Source organism: Cupriavidus taiwanensis, assembly GCF_900250115.1.
GTDB classification, from domain to species: domain Bacteria; phylum Pseudomonadota; class Gammaproteobacteria; order Burkholderiales; family Burkholderiaceae; genus Cupriavidus; species Cupriavidus taiwanensis_B.
The window spans coordinates 2130759-2145178 of sequence record NZ_LT984804.1 but is presented as its reverse complement, the minus strand read 5'-3'; the positions used below and the strand labels follow the sequence as shown (position 1 = coordinate 2145178).

The following is a 14420-nucleotide window of genomic DNA, read 5'->3' as shown; positions in this document are numbered from 1 at the left end:
GCGAACCTATACTGGCCGCCTCACAGGAGCATTCCCCATGTTCACCACCCGTCCCGAGATTGTTGGCACCTTCGGCGTTGCGGCGTCGACCCACTGGCTGGCCACGCAGACCGCCATGGGCGTGCTGGAGCGCGGCGGCAACGCCTTCGATGCCGCGGTCGCCGCGGGCTTCGTGCTGCAGGTGGTCGAGCCGCACCTGAACGGCCCCGGCGGCGAAGTGCCGATCCTGTACTGGAGCGAGCGCGAGCGCGCCATGCGCTCGGTGTGCGGGCAGGGCCCGGCGCCGGCGCTGGCCGATCCCGCCGCGCTGCGCGCCATGGGCCTGGACCTGGTGCCCGGCATCGGCCTGCTGCCGGCCGCCGTGCCCGGCGCCTTCGGCGCATGGCTGACGATGCTGCGCGAGCATGGCAGCTGGACGCTCGCCGAGGTGCTGGCGCCCGCCATCGGCTATGCGCGCGACGGCTTTCCGCTGGTGCCGCGCATCGCGCGCGCGATCCTGGCGGTGCAGGCACTGTTCCGCGACGAATGGCACAGCTCGGCCCAGACCTGGCTGCCCGACGGCAAGGTGCCGCGCCCCGGCAGCCTGCACACGCTGCCGGTGCTGGCGGCCACCTATACGCGCATCGTCGAAGAAGCGCAGCGCCGCAGCGATACCCGCACCGGGCAGATCGATGCGGCGCTGGACTGCTGGTACCGCGGCTTCGTGGCGCAGGAAGTCGACGCGTATTGCCGCCATACGCCCGTGCGCGACACCACCGGCGACAAGCACGCCGGCCTGCTGCGCCGTGACGACATGGCAAGCTGGACGCCCGAGGTCGAGGCGCCCGCGACCCTGGACTTTGGCCGCTATACCGTGGCCAAGTGCGGCATCTGGAGCCAGGGGCCGGTGTTCCTGCAGCAGCTCGGCATGCTGCGCCATGCCGGCCTCGAGCAATATGCGCCGGATTCGCCCGAGTTCGTGCACCGCATTGCCGAGGCCGCCAAGCTGGCCATGGCCGACCGGCTGGCGTGGTACGGCGATCCGCGCTTCGCCGCAAGCCCGCTGGCGGGTTTGCTGGACGATGCCTACCTGGCCGCGCGCGCGCGGCGCATCGGCGCGCAGGCGGCGCTGTCGCTCGAGCCCGGCACGATCAACGGCATCGCGCCGCGCCTGCCCGACCTGGCCGCGGCCACGCGCACGCTGCAGCGCGCCGACGTGCGCTTCGGCGTGGGCGAGCCCACTTTTGCCGAACTGCCGCCGGTGGCCGAATGGGCCGAACAGGAGATCTTTGTCGGCGATACCTGCCATATCGACGTGATCGACCGCCACGGCAACATGGTCGCGGCGACGCCGTCGGGCGGATGGCTGTCGTCGAGCCCGACCATCCCGGCGCTCGGCTTCGCCCTCAATACCCGCCTGCAGATGACATGGCTGGAACCCGGCCTGCCCAATACCCTGGCGCCAGGCAAGCGGCCCTGCACCACGCTGTCGCCATCGCTGGCGCTGCGCGACGGCGAACCCTACATGGTGTTCGGCACGCCCGGCGGTGACCAGCAGGACCAGTGGTCGCTGGCGTTCTTCCTGCGCCATGCCGTGCATGGCATGAACCTGCAGGAGGCGATCGACGCGCCGGCCTGGCACGTCGACCACTTCCCGGCTTCGTTCTGGCCGCGCCAGACCGTGCTCAACCGCATCAGCCTCGAATCGCGCTTCCCCGAAAGCACGCTCGCCGCGCTGCGCGAGCGCGGCCACGACGTGCACGTGGGCGAGCCGTGGTCCGAGGGCCGCATGTCGGCGTGCTCGCGCCAGTTCGACGCCCGCGGCCGGCTGGTGCTGCGCGCCGGGGCCAATCCGCGCGGCATGCAGGGCTATGCCGCCGGACGCTGACGCTGCGCCAGCTCCCAACCCACAAAAGAACAGACATGGCGGGCCGCATCGTGCGCCCGTCCCGACCGAGGAGGAATCACACCATGCGATGGATGACCAAGACCCTGCTGGGCGGCATGGCCGCGCTGGCGCTGTGCCTGGGCGGCGCCGCCCGCGCCGCCGACAACTGGCCGCAGAAGCCGATCACGCTGATCGTGCCGTGGGCCGCCGGCGGCTCGACCGATATCCTGGCGCGCGTGCTGTCCGAACACCTGACGCATTCGCTCGGCCAGCCGGTGATCGTCGACAACAAGCCGGGGGCCTCCGGCAATATCGGCTCGGCCATGGTGGCGCGCGCCAAGCCTGATGGCTACACGCTGCTGGTCGGCTCGATGAGCACCCACGCCATGAACCCGGCGCTGATGCCCAACATGCCGTTCCGCGGCGTGGAAGACTTCACGCCGCTGGGCCTGCTGGCCTACGTGACCAACACGCTGGTGGTGCATCCGTCGGTACCCGCGCAGAACGTCAGGGAACTGATCGCCTACGCCAAGGCCAACCCGGGCAAGCTGGCCTACGCCAGCGCCGGCCCGGGCTCCACCAACCACCTGAGCGCGGTGCTGTTCGAGAAGATGGCAGGCGTGCAGATGCTGCACGTGCCGTACAAGGGCGGCGCGCCCGCGGTGGTCGACACCGTGGCCGGCCAGACCCAGCTGCTGTTCTCGGCCGGCACCCAGACGCTGCCGCATGTGAAGGGCGGCAAGTTGCGCCTGCTCGCCGTCACCGAGGGCAAGCGCTCGCCGCTGTTGCCCAATGTGCCGACCGTCGCCGAAACCGTGCCCGGCTATGAACTGGCGGTCTGGTACGGCGCCTTCGGCCCGAGAGGGATGCCGGCGGACCTGGCCGCGCGCCTGAACCGCGAGATCAACGCGGTGATGTCGCTGCCCGAGGTCAAGTCCAGGATGAACGCGATCGGCGTCGAGACCGCGACCTCCACGCCGCAGCAGTTTGGCGCCATCCTGCAGCGCGATGCCGACCGCTACGGCAAGCTGATCCGGGAACTCGGCATCAAGGGGGAATGACATGCGCCTGCTCCGCACCACCTCGCTGGTGGCGGCGTCCAATGCACTGTGCGACCAGCTGCAGCAGGCGCGCGAGCCGGCCACGGCGTTCGATGCCATCGGCGCCGCCACCCTGCAGGCCATCGGGCCGGGCCTGCTGACCATCAATGCCTGGCACGCCGGCCCGGCACAGATCGAACGCCTGTGGTCATCCGATCGGTCCGCGTACCCAGTCGGCGGACGCAAGTCCAAGGGCGACAGCGCATGGCGGCGCCAGCTGCTCGAGCGCGGCGAGGTCTTTGTCGGCGAGGGCGATGCCGCGCTGGCGGCGGTGTTCGATGACGTGCAGGTCATTCGCGGGCTCGGCTGCACCGCGGTGGTCAACGTGCCGCTGTGCTACCAGTCGCGGGTGATCGGGACCTTCAACTATCTGGCGGATCGATCCGCATGGTCGCCGGCGGAACTGGCAGCGTTGCGTGTGCTGGCGGCGCTGGCCACGCCTGCCGTACACGCGTTGCTGGCGGCGCGAGGCTGACCGCCGGATTTCCGCGACCGCAGCGGTGGCGGCGCGCCCTGACGGCTGCGCGGGAGACCCCGCGCGCCCGCCCGCCACTCACCCCAGCCTGGTACCGGTGGCGCGCGCCAGTTCGGCCAGCAACGAGTCCTGGAAGCGGATGTCGTTGACGGCGGGATGCGGCCTCTGGCGCTGCTGGTGGTACCAGTAGCCGCCGCTCGCCAGCGCCGCCGGCTCATCACTGGTAGCGAGCCACTCCTGCGTCAGGTGCCCCAGCCGCAGGTCGTCCGGCGCGTCCGGGCCACCCATCTTCGTCGGCACCCACCCCGGGTCGACGGCGTTGCTGATCACGTCGGGCCACAGCCGCGCAACGGCCGCGGCGAGGGTAGTGATGAAGAGCTTGCTCTCCGAGTAGCCGCCCGTGGCCGTGCGGCCCGACCAGTCCATCCCGGCAAGCGTGGCGCGTGCGCCCCGGTGCATGCTGCTGCTCAGGTAGATCAGGCGCCGGGGACGCTGGACCAGGGCCGTGAGCAGGTACGGTGCCACGACGTTGATTACCAGCAGTTGCCCACCGGAGATGACGGCGGCGTTGTGGATGACAGCGTCCATCCTGCCAATCGCATTGACCTGGCGGGCGAGATCGCGGATCTGCGCCACCTCCGACAGGTCGCCGATGGTGGCGATGGCCCCCCGGTCCACCAGTGCTTTCACGGCGGGCAGGCGGGCCTGCGAGCGGACGTGCACGACCACCTGGTGGCCGTCGGCAAGCAGCGTCCGGGCCGCGGCATGGCCCAGTCCGTCCGATGAGCCGGTGATGAACACGCGGGCCTTGCGGCCGGTGCCACGTCGGGCGTTTGGCATGGAGGGCTGCGTGCGGGGATCCGGGGGCGTCTGTGCCCGGGAAGTCGTGGCGGCGATCAACGATCCCGCGGCCAGGGCCGGACCCAGCCCGGCGCCTGTGGCAAGAAACCTTCTGCGATCCATGGGTATGTCCTCCGGTCAGGCCGCCAACCTTTGGGCAGGCTGTGGCGGCTTGCTGCTGGCAAAGCGAATCATCGGGTCGAGGCGCGTTGGGTGAATCGGCTACCATCCCCGCCTGTCTTGTCGGAGCTTGGGATGCCGGGGGCGCGCCCAGGGTTGGCGAGTCCGTGACGCGGCATCTGGCGACGTCCCCTGGCGTGAAATAGTACGCGCTTCGCCGGCTGCATTGCAGCCGGTGCGGGGCTCGGGCTGTCCATCAGCTACGCGCTGGTCGAGCGCTATGGCGGCCGCATTACCGTGAAAGCTCGGTCTGGCAGGGTGCGAAATTTATCGTTTGGCTGCGCCAAGACGAGTCCCGCGGCAGGGGAGAAGAGACGGATGGCCGTGTGTCATAACGACTCAGCTTCAGGGCACAACGCCTCCGAAATCTGGTCCACCGGCATTTTGATCATCGCCAGCAGGCAACGAACGCCGTGGCAGCCCTCGGACCGTTCGCTTTCCACTTCCAGCAGCGACAGGACGCTACCCAGGCCGGCCTGGACCCGGTCGAGCGATTCCAGGGTTTCCGCCGGAATGCCGACGAAGATGGTTTCGTGCTGCGGATGGGTTTTCGCTTGCATTGCGCTCTCCTGAAGAAGGTTGGGAGACCCGCCGGATGCAAAGAGCAGAGGGTGGCGGGCCTGGCGGCGGGGGTCGCAATGCCGGCTCTGACGAACACCGGCCAGCCTTATCGGCTGCCCCGCCCGGCCCGCCATGGTGAAGCGACGCGCGCGTGCGTTTGGGGATGGTCGCATGAGCGACCATCCGTCAGAGAGAATAGCGGGTTGCGACACCCGATCACCGCTATTTCGGTGATGGGCTTAGTTTTGCCTTTTTGGTTGGGGGATGGCGATCAGACGATTGGCAATTTTGGTGCGCTTCGTCAGACGATGTTCGTGAGCGGCATCGGCCGGCGGCTTACGACTGCAGATTCAACCGGTCGATGCAACACCCTAAAGGCTTTGCCAGCCTGAGGGGTGCTGCAAATGAAACAAAGACGTCGGAATCTACTACACCGAGACTCGAAAGGCACTGATGTGGGAGCGGTGGCGCAAAGGCGAAACGCTTACGAAATCGGAATCGCGGGCTGCCTCGCGCCCCTCTGGCGGGAAGCGCGTCCGAAGCCGCGCCGGGCTAGCGATGCTGCGGATGTGCTAGGAAGAATCGCACCATTTCGGCACTGGCATCCGGTCCCTTGGCATCGGTGAACGAGCCGCGGCTGCTGCCTCCTGCCCAGGCATGGGGTGCGCCGTGGATGAGCCAGTATTCGGCATCGACGCCGTTTGCCGCCGTCACGAACTGGCGGGTATATGCGTGTCCACCCCCGTCGCTGCTTCGTTCAGTTCGCTTTAGCGCCTCGCCGACCTCGAAAGGCGCGATCATGCGACTACCGTTGGAAGGATGCACGGTGTGGTCCGTATCGCCGTGAAACACGATAACTGGCCGTTTCGGCTGGGCCATGGACGCTTGGGCGTCGACGCGCGATGCGCCCTTGAGCTTGCCACCTTTCATTGCCGCTAGCGCGGAGGGCAGGTCATGCGCACAGCCCTGCGGCAGGCCGGAGTGAATCCCCGCGGCGGCATACAGTGCGGGATAGCGATGGATCATCACCGCCGCCATGGCGCCGCCAGCGGACAGGCCCGCGATATACACGCGATCTGCATCGACATTGTGGGAGGCCATGACCTCGCGGGTGATGCCAGCAATCAGCGAAGGCTCGCCACGCCCGCTTTGCTGGTCGCCAGGCCGGAACCAGTTCCAGCACCTGGAAGGGTTCGCCTCGGTCGGCTGGATCGGGTAGAGGACCAAGAATCCATGTAGCTCGGCGAGCGCGTTCATGCGGGTACCCGCCGCAAAATCATCCGCGTCTTGGGTGCAACCGTGCAGCATCACGATGAGCGGCACCGGCTCGTTCCGGTAACTGGAGGGCACGTAGAGCTTGTAGGCGCGCTGGCCCGCGTGGTTGGCGAAGGTCTTCAGGCTGAAATGGCCGCGGGCCTCCACATCGGATGGCGAAGGAGCCTTCCGCGCCTGGCCGGGTAGGGAAGAGGCAAAAGGCGTCTTTGCGAGCGGCACGTCGTTCCTGAACAGTGAGCCGTCCGCTGGCAGCAACGCTTCGACAACTTGCGCCGGTGCAGGGCTCCCCTCTTTACTGCCCCAAGGCGAGCTGGTCCGGAGGGCTCGCTGGATCGCCTCCGTTGCCTCCAGCGGGCCGGCGGTGCGCAAGAGCTCCATGGCCTCGCGCATGGAGGCGAGGAACGCGTCGTTCATTTTCATGATGGGTTTCCAGATGGGGCAGGTGTTGCGTGGAATTGCGTGAATTACCTGATGCGCCCGGCCAGAGCGGCCTTGACGGCGGCGGAGGCGTGGAAGGCGCCCAGCACCACGACTGACTGAATCGTGGCAAGAGCGAGCTCTGGACTGACGTCGGATGCAATGCTGGCAAGACCCAGCACATGGATATCGAGAAGCTGGTTGGCCGCCTGCGCGGCCTCCAGATCCTGCCTGGAAAAGTGCTGCAGCCCAAGCACGAGCGCGCGACGGGTCACGGTCTCATTGACCGCCCGCGCATGCACTGCCAGTTGATTGCGAATGGCCGTACGAATCAGATCCGTGCGATTCGAATAAAAACCCTCTTCCACCAGGAGATCGATCTGGCCCAGGTCCACAGGGCCGAGATTGATCGTGATTTTTTCGGTGTCGCCGCCTTTCGATCGGGGCACCAGCATAAGTGCGCCTTTTCCGACGTTCATATGTTTGCCATCCTCATATCATCTGTACGCCATCCATGTGGATGGTTATAGAATGTTGCGATGCAGCAGTCAAGGAATCCTTTTAGCGGTTTCCACTGGCGTTGCGCTATGGGTGCGGATTTCAGCGGCGACATCGAGAACAGCATGGGAGAGGACCGCAATCCGACCAACAACAGCCGGAGCAGGGCCAGGCGAGAAACAGGTGTAGGGCACGGACGAAAGTTACCCATCTCCGCCAGTCAGCTACAGCACTGCCAGTGGCCGAATCCTGGCCAAATGCGGCCGCTCGCCAGGCGCCGACGCCGTTTGGAGCTGCGAGTTTCAAATCAACTAACCGTTGCCAAGAGACGTCGACGTGAATACCCAGCAGCGACAGGACGCTAGCAAGCCCGGCCTGGATGCGGTCGGACGAGTCCGGAGCATTCTTCCGTAATGCTGACGCAAATGGTTTCGTGCTGCGGAAGGGCCCGATGTGTACAGCAACGCCGTCGACCCCGGTGCGCGAGATCGCGGGTGCCGACGAAGATGGGCGGGCCCGACGCACCGGATGATCTTCGGCTCGGGCACCTGACGCAGGAGTGGCTCGCCACCAGCGAAGATCCCGAGGCGCTGACAGTGGCGGCTACTGGTACCACCAGCCGCGCGGGCAACCGCATCCGGCGGTGCACGACACTCGCTTCCACGAGCGGCTGCTGGCCACACTGGCGCGCGCCACCGGCACCGGGCTGCCGTGAGGGAGCGCTCCAACTTTGCCTGGTTCTACGGCTTGCCGGCTTCAATGCCTCCTTAGACCCATTGTTATCCTGGTGCCGGCAGCCACCATTACGCCTGCGGCCCAGAACACGCCCGCAGTGCCGATCAAGGAACCGGCTACGCCGGAGAGCATGGGGATACCGACGCTCGACACGTTGACCACGATCACCCGCAGCGCGACAGCTTCCCCATAGCGGTGCTCAGGCGCCAACCGGTGCAGGAGGCTCATGACCATCGGCTGCACGCTTCCAAGGCAGAAACCGAGCAGTGCGGAGCACGTACCCATGGCCAACGGTGCATACATTAATGGGTATATCCCGAACAGGATGGCGGTGGCAGTCATTGCCCCAACTAGTACGACCCATTCGCGCAGATGTCTCATCACCAGCGGTGTCAGTAGTCGTACCGCTGCGGCGCCGATGCCAAAGGCACCCAGGATGCTGCCGATCGCTGCAGCTGACAGGCCATGCTCGTGCCCGAGCAATGGAACCATAAAAGTGTGCACATCCCAGCACGATGCCAGCAACCACGTGACGATAAGGAGCCGTCGCAGGCCGGGATCGCGCCAGAGGTTCCAGATACTGCCCGGGCGACTGGCCGCCTCCGGGGATACGGACACGTGACCGCCCACGCCTCGAACCGCCAGGCAAGCCAGCAGCGGCAGTGTCGCCATCGCCAGGAAGGCGGCGTGAAACCCCAAGCTATCGATCACGACACCGGCCAGGAACGGCCCCAGGACATTGGACAGGGCCAGACCGATCGCCAGCCAGGAAAACGCATTCTTGAGCGCGTCGGGGCCGCTGACGATACGCGGAGTGTGGCGCTGAACTGCAATGATGGCGACACCGCCTGCACCGCCTGTGAGCACTGCGCTCACGCACAGCACCGGGAATACCGGCCATGCAGCCGCAAGGGCGCAGCCGAAGACGGCTAGCGCTACAGCTCGCAGGATCGGTCCCTCGAGCCCATGTCGCTCGCAGTACCGACCCGCTGGCAGTGCGAGGAACACCTGGGAGAGGGCGAATAGCGCGATCAGGCATCCCACGGCCTCCTCGCCTTGCGCCAAGCGCAGCGACATGGTCATCCGCATGCCCGCGACGCACGCGTTGAGGAATAGCTGAGTGAGCATCAGCCGCGCCAGTTCGCTGGCTTGACTGCGGAGCCGAGACACTGGAAGGGACGCTAGAAATCGGCCACTTTGCCCCAGGCCGACTGCCTGAAGCGCGCCGGGTTGTACGGCGCCGGATCGAAGATCGGCTCGTCACCGGTCACCAGGTCGGCGATCAGATGACCCGCGCCTGGGCCGATACCGAACCCGTGACCGGAGAAGCCCGCGGCGAGGATGAATCCGGGGATCTCCGGCACCTCACCAATCCCGGGGACGCCATCCGGCGTGCTGTCCACAAAGCCAGCCCAGGCATTGGCGATGCCGGCCTGGCCCAGTGCCGGCATCAGTTCGACGGCGCGGTCATAGGTTTGCTTGACAGCCGCCGCATCCGGCTTCGGATCGAGGATGCGCATCCGTTCCATGGGTGTGGGCGCATCCAGGCGCCACCGCGCGAGCGTTTCATGGCCGCCACGGATTCCTTCCAATCCGCCCGGAAACACATTGCGCCAGCGCTTGGCGAACATCGGAAGAAACTGCGGTGCAAAGCGTAGCAGCTGCGCCGTCGGGTCCACGCGTCCGCGGCCACTGATAGCCAGGTTATAGCTGCCATCGCTGCGGCGGGTGATGGACACGCGCGCAGTGTGCAGGGCGTCAGGGAGGTGCTCAGGCACGCCAGACACGCGCACGATGGACTGGCGAACGGTGGCTTGGGGAAAGCGGATGCCCAACTGGCGACAGAACGAGGATGCCCAGGCGCCGCCAGCGAACACCGCGATGCGGGTCTTGATGCTTCCGGCTTCCGTGACAACACCACTGACTCGGCCGCCCTGGAGCTCGATGCCTCGCGCAGCGCAATTCTGCTGCACGACACCGCCGAGCTTGATGAGCGCAGCAGCGACCGACGGCGCTGCCTTGGCTGGATCGGCCGTGCCATCGCTGGGCGAGAACACGCCGCCCTTCCACGCGCGGCCGGTCGCCCAGCCCCGTTCGGCGGCCTCGCGACCGCTCAACATGTGGGTTGTCACGCCGGCCGTTCTGGCGAAATCGCGCCATTTGGCCCAGCGTGCGATTTCATCTTCGTCGTTGCTGAGGTACAGCAGGCCACACCGGCGGAAACCCGTGTCTTCGCCAGAGTCTTCGGCAAACCGTTCCCACAGTTCAAGGCTTCGGGTGGCCATCGGCAACTCACGCGCATCGCGGTTCTGTTGACGGCACCAGCCCCAGTTTCGGCTCGACTGCTCGGCGCCGATGCGGCCTTTTTCGACGACGGTAACCGACAGGCCGCGCCGGGCGAGATAGTAGGCAGTAAAGATGCCGATGATGCCGCCGCCGATCACCACAGCGTCGGCATGGGCGGGCAGGGGAGAGGAGGTCTCGATGAGACGCAAGGGTTGGGACATGGATGAGTTTCCCCGTTCAGGGCGGTATTCATGCTGGTTGTTCATCACCGCGTTCAAGGATGGCCTTCGTTTCGAGATACTGCTCCCGGCCTTCCATTCCGTATGCGCGACCATTCCACGAGCGCTCATAGCCTCCGAAGAGGGCATGGGCGTCCCATGCCGGCGCCAGATGCATGTACTCATCCCGGGCGGGCGTCATGCACGCGGGTGGGATAGCGATCCAGTACGTATTGAGCTTCATGGCAGCTTCGATGTTTCGCTGTGGTGGAGCGATTGAGAGAACCTTCGGCTAGTGACATTGCAACATAGAGTTGACATGCGCTTCTTGCGAAACGCGCGCTTGATCCTCTCGAAGCTGCTGTTTTATGGCGCGCTGCCAGCACGCTGTGCCGAAACGCCGTAAGTAGCACGCAATACATTTCATCGCCCGGCAGCAATCAGCTCGCCTGTGGCGATCTGCAACACGTGCTGACAGGCATTTTTGGGCTTGGTGCCGGCAATGGCCGCCGACGGTCGGGTGCGACCGATATGGAGGCCTATGACCTCGGCATGGGGCAAGGTCGCTGATTTCCAGGTCCGCGCTCCGCGACGCGCCGAGCCCCGGCCCAGCCCATCAGCCCGACGGCAGCGAGGGCGAGCAGCAAGCGCTGCTCGCCCAATGCGCTGTCTGCATTGCACGGCAAAGCGGGCTTCAATCCAGGCGATAACCGACGCCCAGCAACCGCTCCAGACGCTGGGACAGTGTTATCGCGGCGGCGCGCGCAAAGCCCTGGATCGCCAGCACGTGACGTCGATAGATGACGCCGTGCACCAGTTTCGCCAACGCGCCCTGTACCTGCCATCCATCACTGGCGCCGGGCGCGAGCAGATGGCACAACGCCATGTCGTCAGCCAGCGAGATGACAGAGCCCCGATCTCGAAACGTGAACCCGGCTACGGGTTTGCCAGCGAGCGCACGTGGCAAGGCTCGGGCCAGGTAAATGGCCTGCTGATGCGCGACCTGCGCACGCGTGGGAAGCTCTGCTTGTTCCCCGGCCGGACGGAAGCTCGCGCAATCGCCCAAGGCATAAATATGTTCGTCCTCCAGGGTCTGGAGCCTGTCTCCCACCCGAACGCGCCCGTTGCGGGTCACCTGCAGGCCGATGTTCGACAACACCGGCGATACGGTGACGCCGGCCGTCCATATTGTCACGTCCGCGGCAACGGGGGCCGCGCCTGCAATATGCAGGCAGTCGGGACGGACCTCGGTGACGCGCGTGTTCAGAAGGATCTGGATGCCCTGCGCCTGCAACTCTGCTGTCGTCCTGTCGGCGAGGCGACGATCCATGCCCGGGAGAATGTTGCCGGAAGCTTCGACGAGGAGTACTTCGGTGCCGCGGTCAGGATCGAGCGAATGAATGCCGTACTGGCTCAGTACGCGCGACATCTGCCGCACCTGGGCGGCCAGTTGCACCCCGGTCGCGCCCGCGCCGACAATGGCGAAGCTGGCCCGCGCGGGACGCTCGGCGGCTCTCGCTTGCGACGACACGCGGCGCAGCGCCTCCACGATCTGGGTCCGCGCATACTCGGCGCCTGGTACGGTATCCAGCGCCAGGGCGTGCTCCCTCGCCCCCGGGACACCAAAGTACTGGGTGGTGCCGCCGATCGCCAGCACCAATGTGTCATAGGCCAGCGCCGTCGCGTGCGTGGCACCATCGCTTCCGGCCGTCGTGATCGTCAGTGTGCGGTTGTCGCGATCCAGTGAGGTGAACTCGCCCTGCACGAAACGAAAGCCGTAGCGGCGCGCCTGGAGCGCGAACGACGTGTGATGGATGTACGGTTCGAGCTTTCCTGCGGCGACTTCGTGCAGCAGGGGCTTCCACAGATGTGTCCTGTAGCGGTCCACCAGGACAATATTCGCCAGTCCGCGCTTGCCCAGTTGCTTTCCCAGCCGGGCCGCCAGTTGAAGGCCAGCGGTTCCGCCGCCGGCAATGACGATCGTCTTCATTCCATCCCTCTCTATGCGTTGGTGGCGCCACGACGGCTCATGCCGGGGCGGCCAATGTCCCTGGGGACGTGTAGCGCGACGGCCGGGCCAGCGCGCCTTGCGTGAAGTGCATCTCGACGTCCTCGAACGATGGCCACGATGCGGTGGGCACGTCGGAAAGGATGCTTGGGCCCTCGTCCTGGCGCGATGCCATGCCGTCTCGCAGCTGCATGACCGGCATGCCAAGCGCAGCCGCGGCATGCGCTTCACTGGCATTTGCACCGATGAACAGCGCGCGGTCGGCAGGAAGGTCGACGGCATGGAGCACGAGCCGCAGCAGGTCTGCGTGGCCGCGGCCGTGGCCAAGCGAATCCGCCGTGGCCGTCACGGTAAAGCGATCGGTACCGGTCGGCTGGTCATAACAGTCAAGCAGGGCGCTCAGCATGCGCGACGACATCATGGTCACGATGGCGAGCCTGGCGCCGGCTTGCTCGGCTTCGCGCATCAGCTGTTCGGCTTGTCGGCGCACACATGGTTTCGCCACCGCGCTTGCCTGGACGAATGCCTCCTGATATGCCGTGCAGAAGTCTTCGCCAATTGCGCTGACAGGAGCCGCTTCCGGCCGGCCCTGGGTGGCGGCGGCCAGGCCGGCGGCGTGTTGCGCTTTCGTCTGGAACAGTACATGGTCGGCGGAAACAATCAGCAATTCGATCGACATGGTGGACTCCTGGATGGTTTGGCGGAACGCGAAGGGGCGAAGAGATCGGGTCTTGACGTTTGCACTGTACGCGGGAAAACTCATATTGAATAATTGAGAAACAAATCCGACCGATAGGTTTTCTTCTATGCATAAGACCACCACGTTCCGGCAGCTCAATGCGATCGACGCGGTTGCGCGCCTCGGCGGCGTATCCCGGGCAGCCGAGGAATTGCACCTGACCCAGCCCACGGTATCGCTGCAATTGCGGCTCCTCGAAGAGGCCACGGGCACACCGCTGGTGCAGCGTTCCGGGCGCGGCTTGCTGATGACGCCCGCCGGTGAAGTGATGGCAGGCTACGCGAGCCAGATTCTCAAGCTATGGCGCGACGCGGTGGAAGAGGTGGCGGCCTTGCGCGGCGGGATCGCGGGGACTCTTCGCGTCGGCGCGATCACCACCGCCGAGTATCTGCTCCCCCAGATGCTGGTGGCGTTCACCCAATGCCATCCGGATGTGAAGATCGTGCTCCGGGTCGGCAACCGGGAAGAGATCGTGCGCATGCTGGGGATGCACGAAATCGATCTGGCCATCATCGGGCGGCCGCCTTCCGAGCTCAGGACGAATGCGGTGACCTTCGCCAAGCATCCGATGGCCTTCATTGCCGCACCCGATCACCCGTTGATGGCCCGTCGGCACATCACGATGCAAGATCTGCTGGCAGAAAACCTGCTGGTCCGGGAGCGCGGCTCTGGTACGCGCGACACCGTCGAACGCCTGTTCCGCGAGGCGGGACTGCGCTTGCCGCACGGATCGGAGTTGTCCAGCAACGCGGCGATCAAGCGCATGGTCTCGGCCGGGCTGGGCATCGCGTTCCTGTCGCTGCATGCCTGTACGCTGGAGTTCGAAGCAGGGCTGATCGATGTGCTGCCACTCGCAGGCAACCCGGTGGAGCGCGACTGGTATGTGGCGCACCTGCCGGCGGTCCGGTTGCCGCCGGTCGCGTCGGCATTCCGCGCGTTCCTGGTTGAGAACGGGCCGGAGGAGATTCACCGGCAACTGGAATCGTTCGACGGTATTCTCAAGCGGCTGCATCAGTCCGAACGCCGGCGGGCAAAGCGTGCGCGCGAGGGCTGAAACAAAAAGGGCCGGCAATGCCGGCCCGCCTCAGGATGCCCGACTGCTTCGCGCCGTGCGCGGCGACGGCGGCCTCGCGCTACAACACCCTCCATGCGAGTTCGCCTTCGTCACGCAAATTGCGGAAGACCCTGACTCGATACCGGCATACTGCCGGATCCAGCGCG

The 14420-nt window shown here is 66.1% G+C and carries 13 protein-coding genes and 1 pseudogene; 5 read left to right on the top strand and 9 right to left on the bottom strand.

Going from position 1 to position 14420, the window contains the following annotated elements; all coding sequences use genetic code 11:
* Positions 1 to 37: 37 nt before the first annotated feature.
* The 3 genes from CBM2586_RS26335 (at position 38) to CBM2586_RS26325 (ending at position 3442) form a co-directional block, all read left to right on the top strand.
* On the top strand, positions 38 to 1867 hold the full coding sequence (locus CBM2586_RS26335) for a gamma-glutamyltransferase family protein (protein WP_115690753.1): 1830 nt from the start codon (positions 38 to 40) through the stop codon (positions 1865 to 1867).
* A 92-nt stretch (positions 1868 to 1959) separates the two neighbouring features.
* Complete coding sequence (locus CBM2586_RS26330) at positions 1960 to 2928, top strand: Bug family tripartite tricarboxylate transporter substrate binding protein (RefSeq protein WP_373426712.1); 969 nt, start codon at positions 1960 to 1962, stop codon at positions 2926 to 2928.
* A 1-nt stretch (position 2929) separates the two neighbouring features.
* The gene (locus CBM2586_RS26325) at positions 2930 to 3442 is read left to right on the top strand and encodes a GAF domain-containing protein (RefSeq protein WP_115666359.1); all 513 of its coding nucleotides are present in this window, start codon (positions 2930 to 2932) and stop codon (positions 3440 to 3442) included.
* A gap of 78 nt (positions 3443 to 3520) precedes the next feature.
* Here CBM2586_RS26325 and CBM2586_RS26320 read toward each other — a convergent pair whose 3' ends face one another.
* From CBM2586_RS26320 to CBM2586_RS26305, 4 genes are all read right to left on the bottom strand, one after another.
* Entirely contained in the window at positions 3521 to 4282 is a 762-nt protein-coding gene (locus CBM2586_RS26320; protein ID WP_231942700.1) for an SDR family NAD(P)-dependent oxidoreductase, read from the bottom strand.
* 509 nt (positions 4283 to 4791) lie between these two features.
* A complete protein-coding gene (locus tag CBM2586_RS26315; RefSeq protein ID WP_115690751.1) occupies positions 4792 to 5022 on the bottom strand; it encodes a DUF1484 family protein in 231 nt (76 codons plus the stop codon).
* A gap of 553 nt (positions 5023 to 5575) precedes the next feature.
* Positions 5576 to 6718, bottom strand: coding sequence for an extracellular catalytic domain type 1 short-chain-length polyhydroxyalkanoate depolymerase (locus CBM2586_RS26310; protein ID WP_115690749.1), 1143 nt, complete (start codon positions 6716 to 6718; stop codon positions 5576 to 5578).
* Between the two features lie 44 nt (positions 6719 to 6762).
* On the bottom strand, positions 6763 to 7194 hold the full coding sequence (locus CBM2586_RS26305) for a CopG family transcriptional regulator (RefSeq protein WP_115666364.1): 432 nt from the start codon (positions 7192 to 7194) through the stop codon (positions 6763 to 6765).
* Positions 7195 to 7660: 466 nt separating this feature from the next.
* Here CBM2586_RS26305 and CBM2586_RS32210 point away from each other — a divergent pair.
* Positions 7661 to 7928: pseudogene (locus tag CBM2586_RS32210) on the top strand (SDR family NAD(P)-dependent oxidoreductase); the annotation flags it as partial.
* A gap of 41 nt (positions 7929 to 7969) precedes the next feature.
* On the opposite strand, the gene CBM2586_RS26300 reads toward CBM2586_RS32210, so the two are convergent.
* The 5 genes from CBM2586_RS26300 to CBM2586_RS26280 all read right to left on the bottom strand — a co-directional run bounded on the left by CBM2586_RS26300 (position 7970) and on the right by CBM2586_RS26280 (position 13139).
* Complete coding sequence (locus CBM2586_RS26300; RefSeq protein ID WP_240988030.1) at positions 7970 to 9076, bottom strand: MFS transporter; 1107 nt, start codon at positions 9074 to 9076, stop codon at positions 7970 to 7972.
* A 53-nt stretch (positions 9077 to 9129) separates the two neighbouring features.
* The gene (locus CBM2586_RS26295; RefSeq protein WP_115690747.1) at positions 9130 to 10455 is read right to left on the bottom strand and encodes an NAD(P)/FAD-dependent oxidoreductase; all 1326 of its coding nucleotides are present in this window, start codon (positions 10453 to 10455) and stop codon (positions 9130 to 9132) included.
* Between the two features lie 28 nt (positions 10456 to 10483).
* Entirely contained in the window at positions 10484 to 10696 is a 213-nt protein-coding gene (locus CBM2586_RS26290) for a hypothetical protein (RefSeq protein ID WP_115666366.1), read from the bottom strand.
* 450 nt (positions 10697 to 11146) lie between these two features.
* Positions 11147 to 12442 carry an NAD(P)/FAD-dependent oxidoreductase gene (locus CBM2586_RS26285; protein ID WP_172587124.1) on the bottom strand — a complete coding sequence of 432 codons (1296 nt, stop codon included), beginning with the start codon at positions 12440 to 12442 and terminating at the stop codon, positions 11147 to 11149.
* A 37-nt stretch (positions 12443 to 12479) separates the two neighbouring features.
* A complete protein-coding gene (locus CBM2586_RS26280; protein WP_172587123.1) occupies positions 12480 to 13139 on the bottom strand; it encodes an HAD family hydrolase in 660 nt (219 codons plus the stop codon).
* A gap of 127 nt (positions 13140 to 13266) precedes the next feature.
* Here CBM2586_RS26280 and CBM2586_RS26275 point away from each other — a divergent pair, with 127 nt between their 5' ends.
* Positions 13267 to 14253 carry a LysR family transcriptional regulator gene (locus CBM2586_RS26275; protein WP_115666368.1) on the top strand — a complete coding sequence of 329 codons (987 nt, stop codon included), beginning with the start codon at positions 13267 to 13269 and terminating at the stop codon, positions 14251 to 14253.
* Positions 14254 to 14420 lie beyond the last annotated feature (167 nt).

What these genes read in the sequence shown, in the direction of transcription:
- CBM2586_RS26335 (WP_115690753.1), top strand. Translation starts at nt 38, where the DNA reads ATGTTCACCACCCGTCCCGAGATTGTTGGCACCTTCGGCGTTGCGGCG.
- CBM2586_RS26330 (WP_373426712.1), top strand. Translation starts at nt 1,960, where the DNA reads ATGACCAAGACCCTGCTGGGCGGCATGGCCGCGCTGGCGCTGTGCCTG.
- CBM2586_RS26325 (WP_115666359.1), top strand. Translation starts at nt 2,930, where the DNA reads ATGCGCCTGCTCCGCACCACCTCGCTGGTGGCGGCGTCCAATGCACTG.
- CBM2586_RS26320 (WP_231942700.1), bottom strand. Translation starts at nt 4,282, where the DNA reads ATGCCAAACGCCCGACGTGGCACCGGCCGCAAGGCCCGCGTGTTCATC.
- CBM2586_RS26315 (WP_115690751.1), bottom strand. Translation starts at nt 5,022, where the DNA reads ATGCAAGCGAAAACCCATCCGCAGCACGAAACCATCTTCGTCGGCATT.
- CBM2586_RS26310 (WP_115690749.1), bottom strand. Translation starts at nt 6,718, where the DNA reads ATGAAAATGAACGACGCGTTCCTCGCCTCCATGCGCGAGGCCATGGAG.
- CBM2586_RS26305 (WP_115666364.1), bottom strand. Translation starts at nt 7,194, where the DNA reads ATGAACGTCGGAAAAGGCGCACTTATGCTGGTGCCCCGATCGAAAGGC.
- CBM2586_RS26300 (WP_240988030.1), bottom strand. Translation starts at nt 9,076, where the DNA reads ATGCTCACTCAGCTATTCCTCAACGCGTGCGTCGCGGGCATGCGGATG.
- CBM2586_RS26295 (WP_115690747.1), bottom strand. Translation starts at nt 10,455, where the DNA reads ATGTCCCAACCCTTGCGTCTCATCGAGACCTCCTCTCCCCTGCCCGCC.
- CBM2586_RS26290 (WP_115666366.1), bottom strand. Translation starts at nt 10,696, where the DNA reads ATGAAGCTCAATACGTACTGGATCGCTATCCCACCCGCGTGCATGACG.
- CBM2586_RS26285 (WP_172587124.1), bottom strand. Translation starts at nt 12,442, where the DNA reads ATGAAGACGATCGTCATTGCCGGCGGCGGAACCGCTGGCCTTCAACTG.
- CBM2586_RS26280 (WP_172587123.1), bottom strand. Translation starts at nt 13,139, where the DNA reads ATGTCGATCGAATTGCTGATTGTTTCCGCCGACCATGTACTGTTCCAG.
- CBM2586_RS26275 (WP_115666368.1), top strand. Translation starts at nt 13,267, where the DNA reads ATGCATAAGACCACCACGTTCCGGCAGCTCAATGCGATCGACGCGGTT.